Origin of the sequence: Mycobacterium appelbergii (genome assembly GCF_032883035.1) — a bacterium.
Taxonomy (GTDB): Bacteria; Actinomycetota; Actinomycetes; order Mycobacteriales; family Mycobacteriaceae; genus Mycobacterium; species Mycobacterium appelbergii.
This window is the reverse complement of record NZ_JAMQTH010000002.1, coordinates 108,213-131,374: the sequence shown is the minus strand read 5'-3', so window position 1 is coordinate 131,374 and position 23,162 is coordinate 108,213. Positions and strand designations below refer to the sequence as shown.

Genomic DNA, 23,162 nt, shown 5'->3' with positions numbered 1-23,162 from the left:
GATGGCGGAGCTGGCGTCCTGGAGCGAGGGCCCCACGAAGTCGGCGATCGTCGACTTCGTGGCCCACGCGACGGCCGAAGTGGCCCCCGAAGATCGCGTCGCGGTGTTCGACAACGACGGCACCCTGTGGTGTGAGAAACCGGCGTACATCCAGCTGGACTTCCTGGTGCGTCGCCTGGCCGAGCAGGCGGCGGGCGACCCCGAGTTGGCGGCCACCCAGCCGTACGCGGCGGCGGCAGCCGGGAACCTGAAGTGGTTCGGCGATGCCGTCACCAAGCATTACAACGGTGACGACTCGGCGATGAAAGTTCTTGCCGGCGGCATCCTTTCGGCATATCAGGGCCTCACCGTCGACGAACACGCCTCGCACGTCAAAGCGTTCTTCGCCGATGCCAGACATCCGACGCTGGACCGCTTGTACACCGCATGCGGATACCTGCCGATGGTGGAACTTCTGCGCTATCTGGAGTCCAACGGGTTCACCAACTACATCGCCTCGGGCGGTGGCCGCGACTTCATGCGGCCGGTGACCACGGCGATGTACGGCATTCCGCCGGAACGGGTGATCGGCAGTTCGGTGGGCCTGGACTTCGCCGACGGCCACCTCCGGACGACGAACAGACCCGAGTTCCTCGACGACGGCCCCGTCAAACCGGTCCGCATCTGGGGCCGGGTCGGGCGTCGACCGATCTTCGCCGCAGGCAACTCCAACGGAGATATCCAGATGCTGGAGTACACCGACGGTCTGCGCATGCTGGTCCGACACGACGATGCCGAGCGCGAATTCGATTACACCGCAGGCGCAGAAAAGGCACTGGAGTTGGCCGCCACGAACGGGTGGACGGTAACCAGCATGCGCGACGACTGGAGCACGGTCTTTGCCGACTGACGACCTGAGCTGGATTCCCGCGCAACGAACCACACTGGGCTCCGACGACCACTACCCCGAAGAGGCGCCCGTCCGCGAGGTCAGCGTCGACGGATTCTGGATACAACCGACGCAGGTGACCAACACGGAGTTCGCCGAATTCATCGAGGCCACCGGTTATGTCACCGTCGCCGAACGACCGGTGAGCCGCGACGACTACCCGGGTGCGCCGCCGGAGAACCTGGTACCGGGTTCGATGGTGTTCCGGCGTACCCCGGGGCCGGTCGACCTGCGGCATATCAATCTCTGGTGGGCCTGGACGCCGGGCGCCTGCTGGAACCATCCGCGCGGACCACGCTCCACTCTCAAGGGCCGCGAAACCCATCCGGTGGTGCACGTCGCCTTCGAGGACGCCCAGGCCTACGCGGACTGGGCGGGGTTGTCGCTGCCGACCGAGACGCAATGGGAGACCGCCGCCCGGGGCGGCCTGGAGCATGCGGCCTACACCTGGGGTGACGAGCCGGAGCCACCCGGCGGGCGGCTGGCCAACTATTGGCATGGCGAGTTCCCGTACCTTCCCGAGACGGGCTACGGCACCACGAAACCGGTGGGCAGCTTCGCCCCCAACGGCTACGGTCTGTTTGACATGGCAGGCAACGTGTGGGAGTGGACCAGCGACTGGTACACCGATACGCGGCGTATCGAGCCTTGCTGCGCCGCAGATAGTTTCGACCCGAATCAGCCGCAGTTCAAGATTCCCCGCAAGGTCATCAAAGGTGGGTCATTCCTGTGCGCGGACAGTTACTGCATGCGGTACCGGCCTGCGGCGCGACGGCCTCAGATGATCGACACCGGGATGAGCCACATCGGCTTTCGGTGTATCCGGGCTAGCTGAACGCCGGAACGACGAAGCGCCGCAACATCTCCTGCTCGGCGGCCTCGTCGGCGCCGGGCCAGACCAGCAGCGACAGCACCAGCCGCACAATCCATCCGGCGGCAAGCGGATCGTCGGGCGCCAGCCCATTGAGTTCGATGGCGAACGCCGTCGGCACCGGCGACCGCGCGAGCCCAGCCATACCCTCCCCATTGCGTAGCGAGCCGAGCAGCAGATCGAACAACGGGTCGGCGCGGATGCGCCGCAACGCCACGGTAACCGCAGTCACGACCCGTTGCTCCCCGGTCAATCCGTCGACGCGGCGGCGCACCTCCTCCACGATGGACGCGGCCAACCGCGCCAGCACCGCATCACGGATCTCGGTCTTGCCGCCGGCGTGCCGGTACACCGTCGCCCGCGAACAGTGCACCCGCGCTGCCAGTGCATCGATGTCGAGGGCGTCGAGCCCATCACTGGCCACCATCTCGGCGGCGGCGGCGTAGATCCGCTCGGCCGCGTGGGCACGTCGGTCACCGCCCACCAGCCAATCCACCCGTCCCGAAGACACAGCGGTAATTTATCGCACGTTGAGACGCAATGCAGAATTATTCTCAAGGTCTCTCCTGGTCAGCCACCCTCACTGAGACGACCACCGGAACGGATGTGTGCGAGCGGTGTATCAACCTGTTCCCACGTCGTTGACGGTCCCCAAACCGCCAGTCAACCTGGGCAAATGCTTCTGGCACACGAAATGTTCGAGCAGCGCAGCTTGCAGGACCCTTATCCGCTCTACGACCGGTTGCGAGCCATTGCACCGGTGTCGCGGGTCGCTGACTCGCCGTTCTTCCTGGTGACGTCATTCGACGCCGTCGTCGAAGCCGCCGCGCGCCAGCAGGACTTCTCGTCCAATCTCACCGCGACCATGTGGTCCCAGCCCGACGGCACCGTCACGGCGTTCAGCATGGGCGAGCTGGGAAGCGCCATCCACGTGCTGGCCACCGCTGACGATCCGGCGCACGCCGCCCATCGCAAATTGGTGCTGCCCCGGATGGCGGCCAAGCGGATAGCCGAGCTGGAGCCCTTCATCGCCGCCACCACGGTCAAGCTGCTGGCGAGCGCAGGCGAAAAGTTCGACTGGATGTCGGTGCTGGCCGATCGTCTGCCGATGCTGGTGGTCGCGCAGCTGCTGGGATTACCCCCCGGCGATGTCGACGAACTCGTCTCCTGGGCATACGCCGGCACCCAGATGCTTGACGGATTGGTCGACGCCGACCAACTCACCGCAGCGGGGATCGCGGCCGTCAGGCTCGGCGGTTACCTCACCGACCGATTCGGTGAAGCTTTGGCAAACTGCGGCGACAACCTGCTCGGAGACTTCGCGGCGTACTGCGCAGCCGAACGATTGTCGCGCGATGCCGCGGTGTTCATGTTGATCCAACTGGTGAGCGCCGGCGCCGAATCCACCGCGTCGTTACTCGGCAGCGCAGTGTGGTTGCTGACTCAGCGACCCGAGCTCATGCGTCGGCTCCGGCAGAACCCTGAGTTGGTCCCGACGTTTCTTGAAGAGACGCTCCGGTACGAGTCACCGTTCCGCGGACACTACCGTCACGTGCGGAGTGCAACGACGCTGGCGGGCGTCCCGCTCGATGGTGACACTCGCCTGCTGTTGCTCTGGGGTGCGGCCAACCGTGACCCGGCCGCATTCGACAGTCCACACGAGTTCCGACTGGACCGCGTTAATACCAAGAGTCACTTGGCCTTCGGGAAGGGTGCGCACTTCTGCCTCGGCGCCGCGCTAGCACGTCTCGAAGCCCGCGTCGTGATCACGCGACTACTGGACGAGCGTCGCACGCTGAAACCGGCCGGGAGCCCGCACTGGCTACCGAGCATGTTGGTACGCAGGCTCAGCCGGCTACCGCTGACCCTGAGTTGAAACGCGGATTGTCAGGCCGGCAGCGGCTCGACAGCGATGCTGTCGTCATCGACGAACACCAGACCACCGTCGTCGATGTTCACTGCCCAGCGGCGGGCGGCTTCGACGATTCGCTCGCCCGCGATCTCGACAGCGGTGCCGGCGAGATCCGCGAAATCCTCGACGACGACGCCATGAAGTTCATGATCGCCGCCCGGATAAACCACCACCCGGGTGTCTACAGCAATCTCATCGGCAATTGCATCGACATCGCTGTCGTTAACATCCGACACAGAATCTTCTGACATTACGCACCTCCCCAATTGCTGACGCCTGCAACCGAGTACATCACAAACGCCGACGATCGGCTCGTTTTCATTCGTTCCCGACACCCAGAATGCAGCGGTGCGAGGCAAACTTACAAATCGCTCAAATGAATGGTCTTCGGCAAACCATCACAGAACCTATGCCAACGCGATCTTCATCACACTGCCCCAAAACGGCGATGCCATTGGCCAATGCTTCTCAGGCAATCCGTGCGTGCTTCGCCATCGGCCCCACAGCCCCTGCACTCCGGATGCCAGGTGATTGCTGACCATGCCGGGGCGAATACCCGACCTGGGGGCCGCGCGCCAAGACGCCCGTGACGGTGACACACGCCACATCTGCGTTCGCTAGTGTTGCAACACGTTCTAGCGAGGAGGCCTATGTCGGACGCCGTACTGGTCACGGGAGCATTCGGGTTGGTCGGGTCGGCGGTGGTGAAGGCACTGGCCGCCGGGGGCCGAAACGTCGTGGCGACCGATCTCGACATGCCCGCCAATCACAAGGCCGCCGCGAAGTTACCGCCGCGGGTCGAGGTGCGCTGGGCTGATCTGACCGATCCGGCCGCGGTCGACACCCTGGTCACCGCTGTCTCCCCCGCCGCCATCATCCACCTGGCGGCCATCATCCCGCCGTTCTGCTACATGCGCCGCGGGCTGGCCCGCAAAGTCAACGTCGATGCCACCGCATCGCTGCTGCGGGCCGCCGAGGATCAACCGGAGCCGCCGCGATTTGTCCAGGCCTCCAGCATCGCCGTCTACGGAGCCCGCAACCCCCACCACATCAGCGAGGTGCTGACCCCAACCACCCCGGTCAATCCGTCCGATATCTACGGTGCCCACAAGGTGGAGGCCGAGGCGCTGGTCAAGGCCTCGAAACTGGACTGGCTGATCCTGCGCCTGGGCGGCGTGATGAGCTCCGAGTTCAGCATCGACATCGACGTCGACCTGATCTCATTCGAAAGCGTGCTGCCCGCCGACGGGCGCCTGCAGACCGTCGACGTGCGCGATGTCGCGGCCGCGTTCGTTGTCGCCACCACCGTTGCGGCCACCGGTGAGGTGCTGTTGATCGGCGGGGACTCCGCGACCCATCGACACACCCAGTCGGCGATCGGCTCGGCAGCCGCTGCCGCGATGGGTATCAAGGGCGGTCTGCCGATCGGCCGGCCCGGCAATCCCGTGGATGACACCGCCTGGTTCGCCACCGACTGGATGGACACCACACGTTCCCAGGAACTACTCGACTTCCAACGTCACTCCTGGCCTCAGGTGCTGGCCGACACGAGGGCGAACGCCGGATGGAAGCGATATCCCTTCGGCCTGGCCGCGCCGCTGATCCGCCGCTTCCTCCGGTCGAAATCCGCATACAAGGACTATCCCGGGCATTACGCCGATGTGTGGCCCGCGATAACCAGGAAGTGGGGCGACCCCAGCCCGGATCGGAGCGAGGCATGACCCCGCAACGCGTCGCGATCGTGATCGGCGCGGCGTCCGGAATCGGTTGGGCCAGTGCACGGGCACTGGCTGCCGATGGCTGCCGCATCGTGTTGGCCGACCGCAACACCGATGGCGCCGCCGCCCGTGCCGCCGAACTGGGCGCACCGCACACCAGCGGTTACGTCGACGTCACCGACGAGGACTCGGTGCAGCGCCTGTTCTCCGACGTCGCCGGGCCGATCGATGTCGTGGTCAACTGCGCGGGGTTCAGCAACGTCGGCCTCATCACCGACATGCCCGTCGACCAGTTCCGTGACGTCATCGACGTCTGTCTCAACGGCGGTTTCATCGTCGCCAAGCACGCAGGCCGACGGTTGACCGAAGGCGGAGTGCTGGTGTCGATCTCGTCGCTCAACGGGCGGCAACCGGCCGCCGGCATGAGCGCGTACTGCGCAGCCAAGGCCGGCTTGTCGATGCTCACCCAGGTGGCGGCGCTGGAACTGGGACCTCGCGGCATCCGGGTCAACGCCATCGCTCCCGGATTCGTGCACACGCCGCTCACCGAGCCTGCGGCGATGATCCCGGGCGTCGTCGAGGAGTACGTCGAGAACACCGCACTGGGCCGCGCAGGCACACCGGAGGATATCGCCGCCGCGGTGGTGTTCGTGTGCTCGCCGCAGGCGTCGTGGATGACCGGCGAAGTCGTCGACCTCAACGGCGGCGCCCACCTCAAGCGCTACCCCGACGTGCTCGGCCATGTGATGAAGCTGGCCCAGGCGTGAGCTTTCAGGACAAGCAGGCTTTGGTCACCGGTGCGGGCTCCGGCATCGGCGCCGCGCTGTGCCGCGCCCTGGTGGCCGCGGGCGCCGAGGTGCTCTGCACCGACATCGACGGAAACGCCGCGGCCCGCACCGCCGACGCGCTGGGCGCCCGGTCGGCCCGCCTGGATGTCACCGACGCGGCTGCTGTCCAAGCAGCGGTCGACAGCGTCGTCGAGCGGGCCGGGCGGCTGGATCTGATGTTCAACAACGCGGGCATCGTGTGGGGTGGTGACACCGAACTGCTGACACTGGACCAGTGGAACGCCATCATCGACGTCAACGTGCGCGGTGTCGTGCACGGCGTCGCGGCGGCCTACCCGCTGATGATCCGGCAGGGCCACGGCCACATCGTCAACACCGCCTCGATGGCGGGGCTGGCGGCCGCGGGCCAGCTCACCAGTTATGTGATGACCAAACACGCCGTGGTGGGGATGTCACTCGCGTTGCGCTCGGAGGCTGCCGCGCACGGGGTGGGTGTTCTGGCGGTGTGCCCGGCGGCGGTCGAGACACCCATCCTCGACAAGGGCGCGGTCGGCGGATTCGTCGGTCGCGACTACTTTTTGCAAGGCCAAGGAGTCAAGGCCGCCTACGACGCCGACCGGCTGGCATCGGACACGTTGCGGGCGATCACCCGCAACAAGGCGATCCTCGTCAAACCCCGGCGCGCGCATGCCTCGTGGGTGTTTGCCCGGCTGGCGCCCGGGCTGATGCAACGCCTGTCGATGCGCTTCGTGGCCTCACAGCGGGCCGGCCAGGCACGCGCGGCAAATCCCCGCGTCGTGCAGGAGAAACGCTAGGGTTCAGCGCAGCAAGGGAAGGGGTCTGATGGAGAACCAGTTCACCCTCACCCAGAAACGCGCGCTGGCCGTCTTCACCGTCATCGCCCTGCTACTCGGGGCCTATTTCCTGCGCACCTTCTTCGTCCTCATCGTGATGGCCGCCGTTGGTGCATATCTGTTTTCGCCGCTCTACCAACGGTGTCTGCCCAGGATCGGGAGTGGCTTGTCAGCCACCGTGACCCTGTTGGTCGCGCTGCTCATGGTCATCGCGCCGGTGGCAATGGTGGTTTTCCTGGCCATCGTGCAGATCTCGCAGATGGTCAATGCGGTCAGAGGCTGGCTTGCCGACACCGATATCAGCACGCTCGGTGACCGGGGCCTTCAGCTGGTCAATTCACTGTTGGACCGGTTGCCGTTCCTGGATGTTCATCTGACCGCGGAGTCATTGCGCGATGCCGTGGCCAATGTGTCCCAGCGCGGCGGTGAGTGGCTGCTGGGAGTCCTGCAGGGTGCGGTGGGCGGTGCCGTCGGCGCGATCACCTCGTCGATCATCTTCCTGTACGTGTTCATCTCACTGCTGATCAACAAGGATGAGATGGCGACGCTCATCCGCAGACTCAACCCGCTGGGCGAGGAGATCACCGACCTGTACCTGGCCAAGACCGGTGCCATGGTCAAGGGCACCGTCAAGGGCCAGTTCGTGATCGCGCTGTGCCAGGGTGTCGCCGGAGCGATCTCGATCTACATCGCGGGTTTTCACAACGGGTTCTTCATCTTTGCGATCGTGCTGACCGCTCTGTCGGTGATCCCGCTCGGCGGCGGCATAGTCACCATCCCGTTCGGCATCGGAATGATGTTCTTCGGCAACGTCGGCGGCGGCATCTTCGTAGTGCTGTTCCACCTCCTGATCGTGACCAATATCGACAACGTGCTGCGGCCGATCCTGGTGCCCCGGGCCGCCCGGCTGGACTCCGCGTTGATGTTGTTGGCGGTGTTCGCCGGTATCGCGATGTTCGGCTTCTTCGGCCTCGTGATCGGCCCGGTGCTGATGATCATCATTGTGACCACGGTGAGCGTCTACCTGGCCGTGTACAAGGGCGTCGAACTCGAGACCGAGGAACCCGAAGGCCCCCGCAAACAGCGACGGCAACAGCTGTTGCATCGAGTGTTGTTCGGGCAGAAGGAAGAAGCCGCGCCGGCCGATCAGTGATCCGCGCCGCCGAACAGTTGCGGAGCGAAATCGGCACAGAACCGGTCTATGGTGCGGAGTTCCTCGTCGTCGAGTCGATGCCCCGGGGCGCGGCAGTGCGCGGACCCGAACCAACCACGGCGCACCGATATTTCCTTCTCGACCGCCACGATGAGCTCGACACCCTGCATCCAGGACGACAAATACGGAAGCATCCGGGTATGGAGCCCGACGGCGGCGTCATGGTCGCCACCGGTCCAGCTGTTCCAAATCTCAACGTAGAGTTCGGTAAACGAACAACCGGGCTGAACACCGATCGCTCCGCGCCGCAGCGCGTCGATCATGTGCAAACCTGCGTACCCGACAAGAGATGGCAACGCCCGCCCGGGCGACGGTGCCGACAATGCGCTGATCATCCGGCCGGGCGGTACCGATTCGACCTTGACCGCCTGCAGGTTCGGGTGCCGGTCAGCGAGAGTCCGCAAAGTCGTTGCATCGAGCGCGGTTCCGGTCTGTGCGGGCGCATACTGGACGACGACCGGCACCGGATCGACGGCTGAGATCACCGCCTCGACATGCGCGAGCACCGCCTCCCGCGATGGGCCGAGTTGAAACGGCGGAAGGACGTTGATGGCATCGGCGCCGGCTTCCGCAGCGCGCGTCGCCTCGCTGACCGCCAATCGGGTGGCATGGTCGGGCACCGAGATCACCGCCGCTACCCGGTCGTTCCCGACGGTGTGAGGCAGCAACGCGTCGCACAGAGCGTGGCGTTCGGCCGTGGCCAGTTTGAGGAATTCGCTCGCGAACCCCGGAAACATCACTGCTGTGGCGCCCGCGTCCAGGGTGTGCTCCACCACCGAGTTGAAGCCGTCGAGGTCGAGGGCGCCCTCGGAGTCGAACGGCACCTCCAACACCGGGCAGACCCCCGTGAGCATCCGCTGGACGTCAGTCATGTGAATGTCTATCCCTTGGCGTTGGGCCGTCGTCACCGGACGGATTCGTTCGGTGCGGATTCGTTGTCTGTGACCGAGGCGGCCAGGCTCCCCTCGTGCGTGTACCGGTTGGAGACGAGCGCGACTGCCGCTGCGGCGAGCATCGCGCCGGCGATCAGGAGCAGCGGTACGGCGAAAGAGCCCGTCGCCTCACGGACCCGGCCGATCAGCGGCGGCACGGCAACCCCGGCGATGTTGGCGGTCGAGTTGATCAGTGCCACCGCGGCGGCTGCCGCGACTCCGCTGGTGAACGCCGTAGCGGTGGACCACAAGGCCGGTACCGCAGACCATGCGAATCCGGTCGACACGGCAAGAAGGAGAAAGCCCAGCAGCGACTGTCCCGCTGCGACGCTGCCGACCAGCAATACGCCGGCCAACGCCATCGGTACTGCCATATAGATGTGGCGCCGCCCGCCGCGATCGACCTGCCTGCCGACGATGAGCATGAAAATCACCGCGAACGCATACGGGATTGCGGTGAGCAGCGTGGTCACCAGATTGCTCGGTGTGCCGAAAGTGCCTTTGATCACCTGCGGCATCCACAGCGTCAGCCCAATGCTGTTGAACGAGTACAGGAAGAAGAACAACGCCAGGAGCAACGTGCCAGGGTGGAAGAGGGCGCCGCGGATCGAGAACTTCCGGACCGCCTCCGCTTCATCGCGTTCACGGGTCATCGTGCTCACGAGCCACTCCCGGTTCCGTTCCGGGAGCCAATGCGCCTGGGCGGGATAGTCGGTGAAGAACCTCAACACGATGAATCCGAGCACGACAGCGGGGATTCCGGAGACCACGAACAACCACTTCCAGCCGGCGAGGCCCAGCAGACCGTCGAGGTTCAGCAATAGCCCCGATAAGGGCGCCCCGATCACCGTGGCCAGCGCAGCGCCGACATAGAACCGCCCCATTGCGCGGGCGCGGTGCCGCTTCGGAAACCACTGGGACAGATAGAAGATGATGCCCGGGGTGAAGCCGGCCTCTGCGGCGCCAAGCAACAGCCTGACCGTATAGAAGGACTTCTCACCGACCACCAACGCCATGCACGCCGCGACGATGCCCCAGGTGATCATGATCCGTGCGATCCACCGACGAGCGCCGAAGCGGTGCAGCGCAAGGTTGCTCGGGATCTCGAAAATGATGTAGGTGACGAAGAACAATCCCGCGCCCAGCCCATATGCGGCGGCCGTCAGACCGATGTCCTCGTTCATGGTGAGCGCCGCGATGGACACGTTCGAGCGGTCGATGTAGGCGACCAGGTAACAAACGATGATCAGGGGCATCAACCGCCGTGCCACGCGGCGCATGGTGGAGCTTTCCAAATCCAATGCGCCGGTGTCTTGCGTGGGATTGGGCATCACACCTCCGGGATTTGTTGCATACTGTGCAACAGCATTGCGTATCTTGTTTAGTGTGGTGGATCACAAAAGCTGCGTCAAGGCGTTGTGGCCGAACAACGGATCGGAGGTGACCGGCGATGGAGGCCGTTGACTACGCGAAATGGACTGTGGTGCTTATATTTCAGGAGGTCCGGCGGAGACACACCCCGGATCGCCGGATCGGCGCCAAGAGCCCCGCGGTCGGCGTGGCAGGCTGAGGTCATGTCCCAAACCGTCGCGCGGGCAATCGAGATTCTCGAATACGTGAGCACCACGCCTCGAACCCAGACGGAGGTGGCGAAGCACCTCGGCGTTCACCGGTCCACTGCCCTGCGTCTGCTCGAAACGTTGACGACCAGCGGGCTGGTCCGGCGATGGGACAACGGCAGGTATGGCGTCGGTTATCGACTGGCCGGACTCGCTGCGCTCGCATTGGAACAGTTCGACCTGGCCAAGATCACCCGGCCGCATCTCCAGGAGCTGTGCGAAATCTCCACACACACGGTCCATTTGGCCGTCCTTGAGCGCGATCGCATTGTCTATGCCGACAAGGTCGAGCCGCCACGATCCATCCGTCTGTACTCGCAGATCGGCCAACCCGTGTGCTTCCACACCGCAGGCGTGAGCAAGGCGATCCTGGCCTACCAACCCGAGAATCGGGTGCGAAGCATGCTGGCCGGTCACGAGTTCGAGCGGCACACCGACACCACGATCACCGACCTCGAGGAATTCGTTGCGCAACTCCGCACCACCCGCGACAACGGGTTCGCGGTCGACGACGGGGAGTTCGAGGACTACGTCAACTGCATCGCCATGCCGATCAGGGATGCCACCGGCGAGGTTCTCGCGGCCGTCTCCGTCACGGCGCTGAAGGCCCGCGCGGACCTCGAAAGCCTCACCCGGTTACTGCCCGATCTCGGACGCGCTGTCACCACAATCTCCAAGGAGCTGGGATGGAGACAATGAACGATTGGTTCTCCGCCGGCTACTTGTCCGCGCTCAGTCGCTCGGTGAGAAACTCGATCACCCGCTTGCGCGCTTCGTAGGCGGGGTGACCGTCGACTTCACGGACCTGATCGGTGAGCACCGAATGAGCGGCCGGCGCGATGCCGTGCTCATTGCCCTTTTTCGAATCGATCTCGATGACCTCGAACGCATCCCCCAGCCGTGCCTTGAGAGTCGAGAACCGCTCACCGGGCGACATCCAGTCCTGGCTGAACCGCAGCCCCAGCGCACACAGACCGTCGTTGGCGGCGCGCTGCTCGACGATCTTGAGCTCACCTTCCGAGATGCCCGGATCGCGTTTCTGCTTGGCGGTCAACGGCAGTGGCAGCGACGGTTGGCTGAGCACCGGAGCCAGCACGCTGTCGTCCACCGCGGCCGCCAGAGCGAAGCCACCCGAGAAGCACTGTCCGATCACACCGACCCCCTTGCCGGGGGTGATGGCATTGAGGTCACGGGCCAGCGCCCGCAGATAGTGGGCGATCGGCCGGTCGGCATTGGTCGCAAACGCCGAGAATTCCTTCGTCACACAGCCCTTCATCAACACCGGCACAGCACCGGGTCGCAGCGCCTTGGCGCCGGGGGTGCCGAACAGTGACGGGGCGGCGACGGTGAAGCCGTTGTCCACGAGATGATTACCCAGCGCCAGCACGCCGGGGTGCAGGCCCGGCATTTCCGGAATCAGCACCACACCGGGGCCTTCACCCCGGCGGTACACGTCGTACGTCTGGCCTGCCGCCGAGAACGGCGCGGCGGTCCATCCGGTGAGATCAGCTTCTGGTGCGGTCATCATTCATCCCCTTTGGCGTCCAGAGTGAAGAAGATCGCGAACTATCCCGAGAATCTCGCGATCGACTTCACGTTGGGCCCTGAGTAGGTTGCAACGGCGACTGCTTCTGCGTCGCACTGGCCAGCGTACGGTACTCATCCGTACCACCGGCACCGGTGATCGCGACCTGGGCCGGACCGCTCAGCCGGGTCGTCCACACCGGCTCCGGGTCAGAACTCTCGTACACCACCCAGGTCACTCCGTCGACGTCCTGCGTGCCTGCCGGGTAGGAATCCGGTTTGATCGATGCGACCAGCCGCGCCTCATCGGCATTGCTCTGGGTCAGGCTCAGGTACATGCCGTCGGGGGCGAGGTATCCGGTCCGAGAGGTCACCGCCCGGCCGCGCTGCCCGTCAGGCAGGGTGGCGCCACCGTCGATGCTGCCGCGGCTGCCGGAGTTGGGCTGCCAGCCCTCCGGCAGTTGCGGCAGGCGGATCGGGATCTTCAACGCATCGGCGTCAGCTTGCAGACCGGCCGCGACGTCGTACTCAGGCGCAGGTCCCGCTCCCGGCCCGCTGGCCTGGAACGAGCACATGCCCAGCAGTCCGGCGAGCACGATGCAGGCCAGCACCAGCGGTGCCATCGACCAGAACATGTCACGGCCGTCCTGCAGCAGCCGTGACTTCGCCGGCCTGGGGGCCGGGGTGGGCTGGGTGGTCATGACAGTCAGTATCCCAGCCCGCCGGATCTGGTTATCCGGCGGCGAGCTCATCGACGTGCGTGGTCACTGTCCGGCCACCCGCAGGAAGAAGTCGTCGCCGCCGACCTGACCACCCTTGAGCACGGCCTCCGCCCCGTCGAGCACCGACCCGGCGCCGAACATCCGGCACAGCAGCCCCGCCACGTCGATCGAGCTGAGGATCTCGATGGCGGTGACCCCGGCCATGCCGATGATCTCGCCGGACGTGTCGCCGCCGGCCACCACCAGGCGACGGGTCAAGCCGTCCTCGACCGCGCCGAGCGCCAGCGTGCCGAGGCGTCGGCTCAGGTCTGTGGGCGCGGTAGCGGTGCTCTGCCCGCGCGCGGTGTAGACGACCGTGTGCCTGCCGTCGCCCAGCGCCGCGCGGACCTGCCCGGTGACATCGGCACTGTCGATGTGCATGCTGAACCAGCCAGCCTGCTCCGCAGCCCGGATCTGCCGGTCGGTGACCGGCGAGCAGCTGCCCGACACCACCAGCACCGGCCCCTGTGCGGGTCGCACATCCCCGTGTGCGGGGGCCGGCGGTACGCCGCTGCCCGCCAGCGCCGCGCCGTACCCGTAGGACAGGCCGCCCGACCCGACCGCGAACACCGGGCGATCGAACCCGCATCGATGGTGGCGCAGCGACGCACCGAACCGGACCAGGTCGGCATCGGTCATGGCGTCGACGACGAAAGCGCGGTCGGAGCCGTGTAGGCAATCGGTCAGGCCGGCCGCCAGGGCGGCATCGTCGCGCAGCAGGGGAACGTGCAGCACGCCCACTGTCGAACCGCTCGGCAACTGCCGGCCGAGGTGCAGCCGCAGATCCGGCTCGTCGACGGGTGTGGCGGGATGTGTGCGCATGGGATCGTGACGGTCCAGCCGGTAGTTCTGGCCCGCGTAGGCGGCGAAGTGGTTCGCGAACGCCGTCCAGCGCCCGAATTCCGGCTGCGCGGGCAGCACGGGAACAGGCAGGTCCAGGCCGAGTTCGCGTTGCACACCGTCGATGACGGCCCCGATGCTGCCCCGCTCGGGGGACGAGTCGAACGTGGAGCAGACCTTGTACTGAAGCAGTTCCGGTTCCAGCCCGGCCAGTATCCGCAACGCGGGCAGGGCAATTCGAGAAGAATCGGTGACCGATCGCGCGGTGGTGGCGATCCCGATGACGTCGTACTCGTCATCGAGGGTTTCGGGCATCGTGGTGAACAGCCGCGACCGCAGGCCATAGCGCTGAAACTGCCACAGCGCATCGGTGGCTCCCGTGAAATCGTCGGCGACGAACGCTGCCCGCACCATCAGCCGAAGTGTGCCAGCGCGGCAGCGAGCTCGCTATGTTGCCCGGCCGCTTCCTGCAGCGGCACCCCGGCAGCGACCGCCTCCCACGCCTGGCGCATGCTGCGTGCCCCCGCAGCAGGCCCGCCCGGGTGACCCAGGATCCCGCCGCCTGCGAGCACGAGCAGATCGTCGGTGCCGGTGTGCTGCCACGTCGTCGGCGCGGTGCCCGCAGATTGGGCCGACGAGATGACCGGGAGGCATTCGCGACCGCCGAGCAGCGGGGTGCGCACCGCGTTGATGTTCGCGGCGGTCTCCTTGTCCTCGACGAAGAACTTCGACCGGAACCCGCCCACGTGCAGATGGTCCACGCCGGCGAATCGGGTCAGCTTCTGGAATGCGCCGAAACCCATCCCCAGGTTGGGATGCCGTGATGCCGCGGCGAATCCCGCGAGGTGGCCGTGGATCACCAGATCGGTGTGTCGACGTACGGCGCACAGAGCCGGGATACCGACGAGTGCCGTGTTCACCATGACGCATTTGCCGCCGGCCTCTTCGACGTAGGCGGCCGATTCGAGCATGTGGTCCACTTCATCGCTGATGTTGAACGCATACAGCGGGCGCCGGCCCGTCTCGCTCTCGACATCGTCCAGGGCACGGATGATCTGCGGGACCCGGTCTCGGAGCGGCGTGGGCGGGCAGTCGGCGTTGACTTCGTCGTCCTTGATGAAATCCAAACCCGCCAGGCCCAATTCACGGACCACCCGGTGGTAATCGGGAGCGGCCAGGCCGATGTTCGGTTTGACGATGGTTCCCAGCAGGACACCGGATGGGCGGCCCACCAGCGTGCGTGTCCCGGTGACACCATGCGGGGCCGGCGGGTACGCAACGCCGAATTCGTCGGGGAAATCGATGTCGAGCAGCTTGATTCCGGCCAGCTCGCTCAGCTCGTAGAGATTGCCGGAGATGAACGCCAGCATCCGGGTCAGCGATGGACCACTGTTGACCAGTGGGTAACCGATCCGCACCAGTCCCCCACGCAGCGTCCCGGTTTCGCGGCCCCGCGCACCCGGCAGGGCAGCGCTCAGGTCCTCGGCCAACGGCGTGATGCCAAGGACCTGAGCGCGGTGCCGTCGGTGCAGCTCCGGCGTCTCCCCGGCGACCTTGGTAAAGGTTCCGGTGGTCTGTTCACCGGCGATCGCTTCGGCAGCCTGCTCCAGCGGCAGGTAACTCAGGATCCGGTAGGTGACCTCGATGGCGTCGGTCAACGTTTCAGCCTCTCAAGAATGTTGTGGTGGCTCAGCTCAACAGGCTGGGCAACCAGGTGGACAGCGCCGGGATGTAGGTGATGAGGACGAGCGTCAGGAGCAGCGACAGGAAGAACCGCCACGAGGCCGTGGTGATCTTGTCCAAACTCACCCCGGCGATCGAGGCACCCACCACCAGCGTCGGTGCGACCGGTGGAGTCACCAGTCCGACAAGAAGATTGATCACCACGATGACACCGAAGTGAACCGGGTCCATCCCGAGCGCATCCACGAGCGGGGCCAGGATCGGGACCGCGATGATGATGCCGGGCGCCACGTCGAGGAAGGTTCCGATGATCAGGAGCAGAACGTTGATCAACAGCAGCTGAACCCAGACCGACGAGGTCAGTGAGAGCAGGAACTCGGCGATCGTCTGGGGGATCTGCTCGATGGTCATGATCCAGCCGAACAGTGTCGAAGCCGCGATGATGAGCATCACGATGCCGGTGGACACCACCGCCCTGGTCATCACCGCGGACATATCGCGGAATCTGAGTTCGCGGTAGACGAAGAGTTCGACAATCAGCGCGTAGATCACCGTGGCGACCGCGGCCTCGGTGACGGTGAGGATTCCGGAGACGATTCCGCCGACCATGAGCACGGGGGTCATCAGTGCGAGGAAGGCTCCTCTGAGGCTGACGAAGAATTCCCGCACCGACGCGCGTTCGCCCGCCGGGTAGCCCGCCCGGATCGACTGCCAGTAACCCACGGCGATCAGCAGCACCACCATCAGGATTCCTGGCACGATGCCGGCGACGAACAGCGAGGTGATGGAGACACCGGCGGCAATGCCGTACAGCACCATGGGAATCGACGGCGGGAACACCGAGCCGAGCACACCGGCATTGGCGACGACCGCGCCGGCGAATGCGGGGTCATAACCACGTTGACGCATCTGTGGCACGAGCACGCTGCCGACCGCGGCCGTGTTGGCCACCGACGATCCCGACACCCCCGAGAACAACATGGTCGACAGAATGCCGACCACTGCAAGGCCACCCCGGAAGTGACCGACCATCGCGGCCGCGAACTCGATCATTCGCCGGGCCATGGCCCCGCGGGCCATGATCTCGCCGGCGAGCAGAAACGCCGGGATGGCAATGAGGGCAAATGAATCCATCCCGGTGAACATCCGCTGGGAGATCACCGCGAGCGGCAGGTCGGTGCCGGTCGCCATCATCGCCACCACCACCGCCATCAACAGCGCGATGCCGACTGCCACATTGCAGGCGACCAACACCGCGAAACCGCCGAACAGCCAGCCGATCATGTTGTGCTCCGTCCGTCGGATCGGACTCCGATGGCGCCCGCGGCTTCCTCTGCCACCGCGCGGTCCTCATCCGCCGACAGCAGGACGTCGGCGTCCCCACGCAGGTGCACAAGGATGTGCTCCAGGCTGAACACGATGCCCAGCAATGCAAACAGGGGGAATACCAGGTAGATCCAGGCCATCGGCACCCCGGTGGCCGGGGCCTGCGAGTCCAGGCCGACCTCGATGAGCTTGCGGCTCGACAGGCCCACCACGACGAAGAAGGCGATGCTGATGACATCCACGCCGATGATCACGGTGCGCCGGACCGCCACCGGCAGCTTGGTGACCAGGCTGGAATAGCCGGCATGCAGCTGACGTCGATGAGCCACCGTGATCGCGACGAAACTGGTGAGGATGAACAGGAATCGCGAGATCTCCTCCGTCCACGCCAGCGACTCGTCGAGGACGTAGCGGAATAGCACCTGCAGCGTGATGACCACGACGATGCCGATGAGTCCGGCGCCGGCGATCACTCGCGCTACGACGTCCAAACCGTCGGCCACCCGGTGGAATACATCCTTAGGAGTCATTGGCGGCCACCAGGTGGTCGTAGAGCTCTTGACCGAACTCTTGTGCGTAGTGTGCGTGCACCGGCTGGACGGCGCGCCGGAACGCCTCGCGGTCGACGTCGACGAAGGTCATGCCCTTGTCCCGCAACATCTTCTGGTACTTCTGCTCATCGGCGGCAGTGCGTTCGTTGTGGTGCTCCCGCACCGTGGCCGCCGCCTCGGTGACCACCTCTTGCTGCTGGGTCGAGAGCCGGTTCCAGGCATCTTCGGACATCGCGAGCATCACGTAGCCGTACACGTGATCAGTGCGCATGACGTAGCGCTGCACCTCGTAGAGGTTTCCCGATTCGATGATGGCGTAAGGATTTTCCTGGCCGTCGATCACCCCCTGCTGCAGTGCGCCGTACACCTCGGAGAATGCCATCGGGGTGGGGTTGGCGCCCATGGCTCGCCAGGCGTCGATCGCCGCCGGGATCTCGGGCACGCGGACCTTGGCGCCGTCAAGCTGCGCCGGTGCGGTGATCTCGCGGTTGGCGGTCAGCTCTCGCGGGCCCCGGTCAAGCCAGGACAAGTTGCGTATCCCTTTCTCCGACAACATTTCCGACAGCTGTTGACCACCTGGTCCGGCAAGGGCCTTGTTGAGGGATTGCTGGCTGGTGAACATGTACGGGATCTCCAGCATCGTCATCGCAGGCACGACCGACGAGAGCACTCCGGCGACCAACGTGAAATCGACCGACCCGATCTGCATGCCCTCGACCATGTCCCGGTCTCCACCGAGCTGGGCACCGGGATACACCTTGACTTCGACGGCTCCCCCGCTGTTCTCGTTCACCAGGTCCGCGAACTCCTGAGCCGAGGTCTGCCACGGATCGGTCACGGAGTTGACGTGCCCCAGCCGCAGTTGGATCGTGTCGTGGCGGCCTCCCGAACAGCCCACCAGCGCGCTCAACGTCAGGACCGCCACACACAGCCGCAGCGCCTTCGTTCGTCGTGACGTCATTCCGTCAACCCCGGCAGGACGAGCGTCTTGATGGCCGCGCCGCCCTCGGACTGACGGGTGAACTCCGCACCCACCTCATGCAGGCCGACGCGTTTGGTGATGAACCGCCCGTAGGACTCCGGATCAGCGGCGAGCAGGCTCAGTGCGGCGTCGAAGTCCGCACTGTTGTAGGTGAGCGACCCGACCAGGGTCTGCTCATCGGTCACCATCGACGACGCCGCGATCATGGCGGTGTCGCGGTAGAGGCCCAGCAGCACGATTCGGCCGCCCGGCCGGGTAAGCGCGGCACCGTCCACCAGACTCTGCGGCGCGGTGGCCGCGACGATGGTGGTATCGGCGCGCTCGAAACGGCTTGCCCGAAGCTCCTCGACGATGTCCGACGTGCGGACGTCGGAGGGGCGTCGCGCCCCCAGCTCAGCTGCGACGCCGAGCTTTTCGGCATCGATGTCGGTGACGACATCCACCTGGGCGCCGAGGTGGCGGGCAACCATCGTGCACAACAGGCCGATGGTGCCCGAGCCGACGATGTTGACCGTCATTCCGGGACCGGTCTGGCCGCGCCGATTCGCGTGACATGCGACGGCGAGCGGTTCGGCCAGGGCGGCCAGCTCAAGTGGGAGGCCGTCGGGCACGGGGTGCACCATGTTCGCCGGAGCGGCGAAGAAGTCGGCCAGGCTGCCGTGCCAACCGTGGGTCGCCGGGTACTGCTTGTATTCACACAGTTCGTTGTCGCCCCGCCGGCAGGCGTCGCACGCGCCGCAGATGCGGTGCGGTTCGATCACCACCCGGTCGCCGAGTTCGACCGTGGCGACGTCCGATCCACGGGCGACCACCGTGCCCGCGGGCTCATGCCCCAGCACCACGGGCGGCTGCCGGAATGGGTGACGCCCGTGCCACGCGTGCAGATCCGAACCGCAGATTCCCGAGGCTTCGACGGCGATGACGATCTCATCCCGGCACGGCTCGGGGTCGGCGATGTCACGGACCTCGACGTGACGGGTCGCGGTGAGTACGGCCGCTTTCACGCCAGAAACTCCCCGGCCGGCGGGCACGGTGTAGGGGCAGGGCCGGTTCGGGCCATGAGGCGACTCCAGAGCTTCTTCAGTGGCATACTTGTACGTACAACAAGTCCGGACAAGTATGCTGTGGATCACATGAGGTGTCAATCGTCACCGTGATTTCTGTCCTAGCCTTGAACGCTGATGCTGTCGGAGGGAGCGCCGTGGTGCCAGAGCAGGCGCTGGACCGTGCGAGCGGCGTTCCCTTGTACGCCCAGGTGCGTGAAGTCCTGCGCAGCCAGATCCTCGGACAGAACATTGCGCCGGGCGAACACCTGCCCGGCGAACTGGAGCTTCAGGAGAGTTTCGGCGTAGCGCGCAGCGTGATCCGGCAGGCCCTCGCAGAGCTGGCCGACGCCGGGCTCATCCGGCGCGAGCGCGGCCGGGGCAGCGTCGTCGTGCCCACCCGGGTACATCGCAGGCGGGCAGAACAGGCCGGCGGCCTGAGTCGTCAATTGGCCGCGGCGGGAGAGCAACTGCGGACCGTGGTGATCGACCTGACCGCCGCCACCGCACCGGAGGCCGCGGTCGCGGCGTTGGAAACTTCCGACGCCTGGCGCATCGAGCGCCTGCGCTTCGTGGACGACGAGCCGCTGGTGTTCATGCGGTCATGGGTGTCACGGGAGCTGTTCCCGGAGCTCACCGCCGACGCGATACAAGGGTCGTTGCTCGGATACATGCGGTCCGCCGGCGTCGTCCCGGTCGGCGGCCCGCGCCAGATGCGGGCGGTGCCGGCGGATCCGACCGTTGCCGGTTACCTCGGCATCGACGTCGGGACACCGGTGCTGTTGCTGCATGCGGTCACCAACGACGCGCACGGACGCGGGCTGGAATGGTCCACGGTGTGGCATGAGCCCTCGACCGTCTTCGACGTCGACGCGAGGGTCGCAGCCGAAGATTCGACCGCCCCCGACTTGGGTCGGGTGCGTGAGCTTGTCGCGGAGTTGACGACGCTGTTCACCCCCGGCCAACCCTGAGGAGGCCGCCCGCATCCCGGCTCCCAATTGACGACCCCGTTCTGGGAGAATCCCAGCCATGAGTCCCTCGCGCGGTGAAGCCCCGGATCGTAACCTTGCCCTCGAGCTCGTCCGGGTAACCGAGGCGGGCGCCATGGCCGCAGGCCGCTGGGTGGGCCGTGGCGACAAGGAGGGCGGTGACGGGGCTGCCGTCGACGCCATGCGTGAGCTGGTCAATTCGGTCTCGATGCGCGGTGTGGTGGTGATCGGCGAGGGCGAGAAGGACAACGCCCCGATGCTCTACAACGGCGAAGAGGTCGGCAACGGCGACGGCCCGGAATGCGACTTCGCTGTCGACCCGGTCGACGGCACCACACTGATGAGCAAGGGCATGCCCAACGCGATCTCGGTGCTCGCGGTCGCCGAGCGCGGGGCGATGTTCGACCCGTCGGCGGTGTTCTACATGAACAAGATCGCCGTCGGCCCCGACGCGGTCGACGTCATCGACATCACCGCCCCCATCGGCGAGAACATCCGCAAGGTCGCAAAGGTCAAGAACTCCAGCGTCGCCGACCTCACGGTGTGCGTGCTGGACCGGCCCCGCCACGCGCAGCTGATCCAGGACGTGCGCGACGCCGGCGCGCGGATCCGGCTGATCTCCGACGGTGACGTCGCGGGCGCGATCTCGGCGTGCCGGCCCAATTCGGGCACCGATCTGCTCGCAGGCATCGGCGGCACCCCCGAGGGCATCATCACCGCGGCCGCGATCCGCTGCATGGGCGGCGCGATCCAGGCAGTGCTGGCGCCTACCGACGACGCCGAACGCCAGAAGGCCATCGACGCCGGGCACGACCTGGATCGGGTGTTGCACACCGAGGACCTGGTGTCGGGCGAGAACGTCTTCTTCTCGGCCACCGGCGTCACCGACGGCGACCTGCTCAAGGGCGTCCAGTACTACGGTGGCGGCTGCACCACCCAGTCGATCGTGATGCGATCCAAGTCCGGCACCGTCCGGATGATCGAGGCCTACCACCGCCTCGCCAAGCTCAACGAGTATTCCTCGGTCGACTTCACCGGCGACAAGTCCGCCGCCTATCCCCTTCCATAACCCGACATCTACCTACTCAATCCGACGAACAGGGAGCACATGGCCACCGCCGACAACGACGTCGAGTACCGCATCGAGCACGACACCATGGGTGAAGTGCGGGTGCCGAAGAATGCGCTGTGGCGCGCGCAGACCCAGCGGGCAGTGGAGAACTTCCCGATCTCCTTCCGCGGCCTGGAGCGCACCCAGATCAGGGCCCTGGGTCTGCTGAAAGCAGCATGCGCACAGGTCAACAAGGACCTCGGCCTGCTGGCACCGGAGAAGGCCGACGCGATCATCGCCGCCGCCGGTGAGATCGCCGACGGCAAGCACGACGACCAGTTCCCGATCGACGTGTTCCAGACCGGTTCGGGCACCAGCTCCAACATGAACACCAATGAAGTGATCGCGTCCATCGCGGCTGCCAACGGTGTGTCGGTGCATCCCAACGACGACGTCAACATGTCACAGAGCTCCAACGACACCTTCCCCACCGCCACCCACATCGCGGCGACGGAAGCCGCTGTGCGTCACCTGATCCCGGCCCTCGAGGTACTGCATGAGTCGCTGGCCGGCAAGGCTCGTCAGTGGCGCACCGTGGTGAAATCCGGCCGCACCCACCTGATGGACGCCGTGCCGGTGACCCTGGGCCAGGAGTTCGGCGGCTACGCCCGCCAGATCGAGGCAGGCATCGAACGAGTGAAGGCGACGCTGCCGCGCCTGGGCGAGCTGGCGATCGGCGGCACCGCCGTCGGCACCGGGCTCAATGCGCCCGACGGGTTCGGCGCCAAGGTGGTCGAGGTGCTGGTCAGCCAAACCGGCCTGGCCGAACTGCGCACCGCCACAGACGCTTTCGAGGCGCAGGCGGCCCGCGACGGCCTGGTGGAGGCCTCGGGTGCGCTCAAGACCATCGCGGCCTCGCTGACCAAGATCGCCAACGACGTGCGCTGGATGGGCTCCGGCCCGTTGACCGGGCTAGGCGAGATTCAGCTGCCCGATCTGCAGCCGGGCAGCTCGATCATGCCGGGCAAGGTCAATCCCGTTCTGCCCGAGGCGGTTACCCAGGTCGCCGCCCAGGTCATCGGCAATGACGCCGCCGTCACGGTCGGCGGGCTGTCAGGTGCTTTCGAGCTGAACGTGTACATCCCGATGATGGCCCGCAATGTGCTGGAGTCGTTCACCCTGCTGTCCAATGTGTCGCGGCTGTTCGCCGAGCGCTGCATCGACGGCCTGGTCGCCAACGAGGCCCACATGCGCGACCAGGCCGAGTCCTCGCCGTCGATCGTGACGCCGCTGAACTCGGCGATCGGTTACGAGGAGGCCGCCAAGGTGGCCAAGGAAGCGCTCAAGGAGCGCAAGACCATCCGCCAGACCGTGATCGACCGCGGCCTGATCGGCGACAAGCTCTCGGAGGCCGAGCTCGACAAGCGTCTCGACGTGCTCGCCATGGCGAAGGTCAAGCCGGGCGAGTAAGCCCACCTTTTCCTGGGCGAGCAGACAGTTAGGTCCCCGAAAACACCGCTCGCGGGGTACCTGAGTGTCTGCTCGCCGGGGAAGGTGACCGCAAGAATGTGGGACTT

Annotated in this window: 23 protein-coding genes; 11 read left to right on the top strand and 12 right to left on the bottom strand. The window is 65.9% G+C overall.

The window, feature by feature from the left end; translation table 11 throughout:
- Window position 1 precedes the first annotated feature (1 nt).
- The gene (locus M1247_RS04910) at window positions 2-889 is read left to right on the top strand and encodes an HAD family hydrolase (RefSeq protein ID WP_317155162.1); all 888 of its coding nucleotides are present in this window, start codon (window positions 2-4) and stop codon (window positions 887-889) included.
- On the top strand, window positions 879-1,763 hold the full coding sequence (locus M1247_RS04905; protein ID WP_317155161.1) for a formylglycine-generating enzyme family protein: 885 nt from the start codon (window positions 879-881) through the stop codon (window positions 1,761-1,763). The genes M1247_RS04910 and M1247_RS04905 overlap by 11 nt, the downstream gene beginning before the upstream one ends.
- Here the strand turns inward: M1247_RS04905 and M1247_RS04900 are convergent.
- A complete protein-coding gene (locus tag M1247_RS04900; protein WP_317155160.1) occupies window positions 1,756-2,310 on the bottom strand; it encodes a TetR/AcrR family transcriptional regulator in 555 nt (184 codons plus the stop codon). The genes M1247_RS04905 and M1247_RS04900 overlap by 8 nt on opposite strands.
- A gap of 165 nt (window positions 2,311-2,475) precedes the next feature.
- Between M1247_RS04900 and M1247_RS04895 the strand changes: the two genes are divergently transcribed.
- Window positions 2,476-3,675 carry a cytochrome P450 gene (locus M1247_RS04895; protein WP_317155159.1) on the top strand — a complete coding sequence of 400 codons (1,200 nt, stop codon included), beginning with the start codon at window positions 2,476-2,478 and terminating at the stop codon, window positions 3,673-3,675.
- 11 nt (window positions 3,676-3,686) lie between these two features.
- On the opposite strand, the gene M1247_RS04890 is transcribed toward M1247_RS04895, so the two are convergent.
- Entirely contained in the window at window positions 3,687-4,046 is a 360-nt protein-coding gene (locus M1247_RS04890) for a hypothetical protein (RefSeq protein ID WP_317155158.1), read from the bottom strand.
- A gap of 315 nt (window positions 4,047-4,361) precedes the next feature.
- On the opposite strand from M1247_RS04890, the gene M1247_RS04885 reads away from it, so the two are divergent.
- From M1247_RS04885 to M1247_RS04870, 4 genes are read left to right on the top strand one after another with little or no spacing between them, the layout of a single operon-like run.
- Window positions 4,362-5,432 (top strand): cholesterol dehydrogenase/isomerase, encoded by a 1,071-nt coding sequence (locus M1247_RS04885; RefSeq protein ID WP_317155157.1) that lies wholly within the window; start codon window positions 4,362-4,364, stop codon window positions 5,430-5,432.
- Window positions 5,429-6,196 (top strand): SDR family NAD(P)-dependent oxidoreductase, encoded by a 768-nt coding sequence (locus M1247_RS04880; protein WP_317155156.1) that lies wholly within the window; start codon window positions 5,429-5,431, stop codon window positions 6,194-6,196. The genes M1247_RS04885 and M1247_RS04880 overlap by 4 nt, the downstream gene beginning before the upstream one ends.
- Window positions 6,193-7,032: an SDR family NAD(P)-dependent oxidoreductase gene (locus M1247_RS04875; RefSeq protein WP_317155155.1), complete on the top strand. Its 840-nt coding sequence runs from the start codon at window positions 6,193-6,195 to the stop codon at window positions 7,030-7,032. Before M1247_RS04880 ends, M1247_RS04875 begins: the two co-directional genes overlap by 4 nt.
- Before the next feature lie 28 nt (window positions 7,033-7,060).
- Window positions 7,061-8,224, top strand: a complete 1,164-nt coding sequence (locus tag M1247_RS04870) for an AI-2E family transporter (protein WP_317155154.1) — start codon at window positions 7,061-7,063, stop codon at window positions 8,222-8,224.
- Here M1247_RS04870 and M1247_RS04865 read toward each other — a convergent pair.
- A complete protein-coding gene (locus tag M1247_RS04865) occupies window positions 8,218-9,156 on the bottom strand; it encodes a dihydrodipicolinate synthase family protein (protein ID WP_317155153.1) in 939 nt (312 codons plus the stop codon). The two genes, M1247_RS04870 and M1247_RS04865, sit on opposite strands and share 7 nt — an antisense overlap.
- 32 nt (window positions 9,157-9,188) lie before the next feature.
- A complete protein-coding gene (locus M1247_RS04860; protein ID WP_317155152.1) occupies window positions 9,189-10,547 on the bottom strand; it encodes an MFS transporter in 1,359 nt (452 codons plus the stop codon).
- A 243-nt stretch (window positions 10,548-10,790) separates the two neighbouring features.
- Between M1247_RS04860 and M1247_RS04855 the strand changes: the two genes are divergently transcribed.
- Window positions 10,791-11,534: an IclR family transcriptional regulator gene (locus M1247_RS04855; protein WP_317155151.1), complete on the top strand. Its 744-nt coding sequence runs from the start codon at window positions 10,791-10,793 to the stop codon at window positions 11,532-11,534.
- A 19-nt stretch (window positions 11,535-11,553) separates the two neighbouring features.
- On the opposite strand, the gene M1247_RS04850 is transcribed toward M1247_RS04855, so the two are convergent.
- The 8 genes from M1247_RS04850 to M1247_RS04815 all read right to left on the bottom strand — a co-directional run bounded on the left by M1247_RS04850 (window position 11,554) and on the right by M1247_RS04815 (window position 19,506).
- Window positions 11,554-12,360, bottom strand: a complete 807-nt coding sequence (locus M1247_RS04850; RefSeq protein WP_317155150.1) for a dienelactone hydrolase family protein — start codon at window positions 12,358-12,360, stop codon at window positions 11,554-11,556.
- Window positions 12,361-12,427: 67 nt separating this feature from the next.
- Entirely contained in the window at window positions 12,428-13,060 is a 633-nt protein-coding gene (locus M1247_RS04845) for a DUF4245 domain-containing protein (protein ID WP_317155149.1), read from the bottom strand.
- A 63-nt stretch (window positions 13,061-13,123) separates the two neighbouring features.
- Window positions 13,124-14,374: a four-carbon acid sugar kinase family protein gene (locus M1247_RS04840; protein WP_317155148.1), complete on the bottom strand. Its 1,251-nt coding sequence runs from the start codon at window positions 14,372-14,374 to the stop codon at window positions 13,124-13,126.
- Window positions 14,374-15,618 carry a RuBisCO large subunit C-terminal-like domain-containing protein gene (locus M1247_RS04835; RefSeq protein ID WP_317155147.1) on the bottom strand — a complete coding sequence of 415 codons (1,245 nt, stop codon included), beginning with the start codon at window positions 15,616-15,618 and terminating at the stop codon, window positions 14,374-14,376. The genes M1247_RS04840 and M1247_RS04835 overlap by 1 nt, the downstream gene beginning before the upstream one ends.
- A gap of 31 nt (window positions 15,619-15,649) precedes the next feature.
- Window positions 15,650-16,927: a TRAP transporter large permease gene (locus M1247_RS04830; protein ID WP_317155146.1), complete on the bottom strand. Its 1,278-nt coding sequence runs from the start codon at window positions 16,925-16,927 to the stop codon at window positions 15,650-15,652.
- Window positions 16,924-17,499: a TRAP transporter small permease gene (locus M1247_RS04825; RefSeq protein WP_317155145.1), complete on the bottom strand. Its 576-nt coding sequence runs from the start codon at window positions 17,497-17,499 to the stop codon at window positions 16,924-16,926. The genes M1247_RS04830 and M1247_RS04825 overlap by 4 nt, the downstream gene beginning before the upstream one ends.
- Window positions 17,489-18,481 (bottom strand): TRAP transporter substrate-binding protein, encoded by a 993-nt coding sequence (locus M1247_RS04820; RefSeq protein WP_317155144.1) that lies wholly within the window; start codon window positions 18,479-18,481, stop codon window positions 17,489-17,491. The genes M1247_RS04825 and M1247_RS04820 overlap by 11 nt, the downstream gene beginning before the upstream one ends.
- Window positions 18,478-19,506, bottom strand: a complete 1,029-nt coding sequence (locus M1247_RS04815) for a zinc-dependent alcohol dehydrogenase (RefSeq protein ID WP_317155143.1) — start codon at window positions 19,504-19,506, stop codon at window positions 18,478-18,480. Before M1247_RS04815 ends, M1247_RS04820 begins: the two co-directional genes overlap by 4 nt.
- A gap of 200 nt (window positions 19,507-19,706) precedes the next feature.
- Between M1247_RS04815 and M1247_RS04810 the strand changes: the two genes are divergently transcribed.
- From M1247_RS04810 to M1247_RS04800, 3 genes are read left to right on the top strand one after another with little or no spacing between them, the layout of a single operon-like run.
- Complete coding sequence (locus tag M1247_RS04810) at window positions 19,707-20,516, top strand: GntR family transcriptional regulator (RefSeq protein ID WP_317155142.1); 810 nt, start codon at window positions 19,707-19,709, stop codon at window positions 20,514-20,516.
- Window positions 20,517-20,574: 58 nt separating this feature from the next.
- Window positions 20,575-21,603: a class II fructose-bisphosphatase gene (glpX, locus tag M1247_RS04805; protein WP_317155141.1), complete on the top strand. Its 1,029-nt coding sequence runs from the start codon at window positions 20,575-20,577 to the stop codon at window positions 21,601-21,603.
- Between the two features lie 39 nt (window positions 21,604-21,642).
- Window positions 21,643-23,055 (top strand): class II fumarate hydratase, encoded by a 1,413-nt coding sequence (locus M1247_RS04800; protein ID WP_317155140.1) that lies wholly within the window; start codon window positions 21,643-21,645, stop codon window positions 23,053-23,055.
- Window positions 23,056-23,162: the final 107 nt, after the last annotated feature.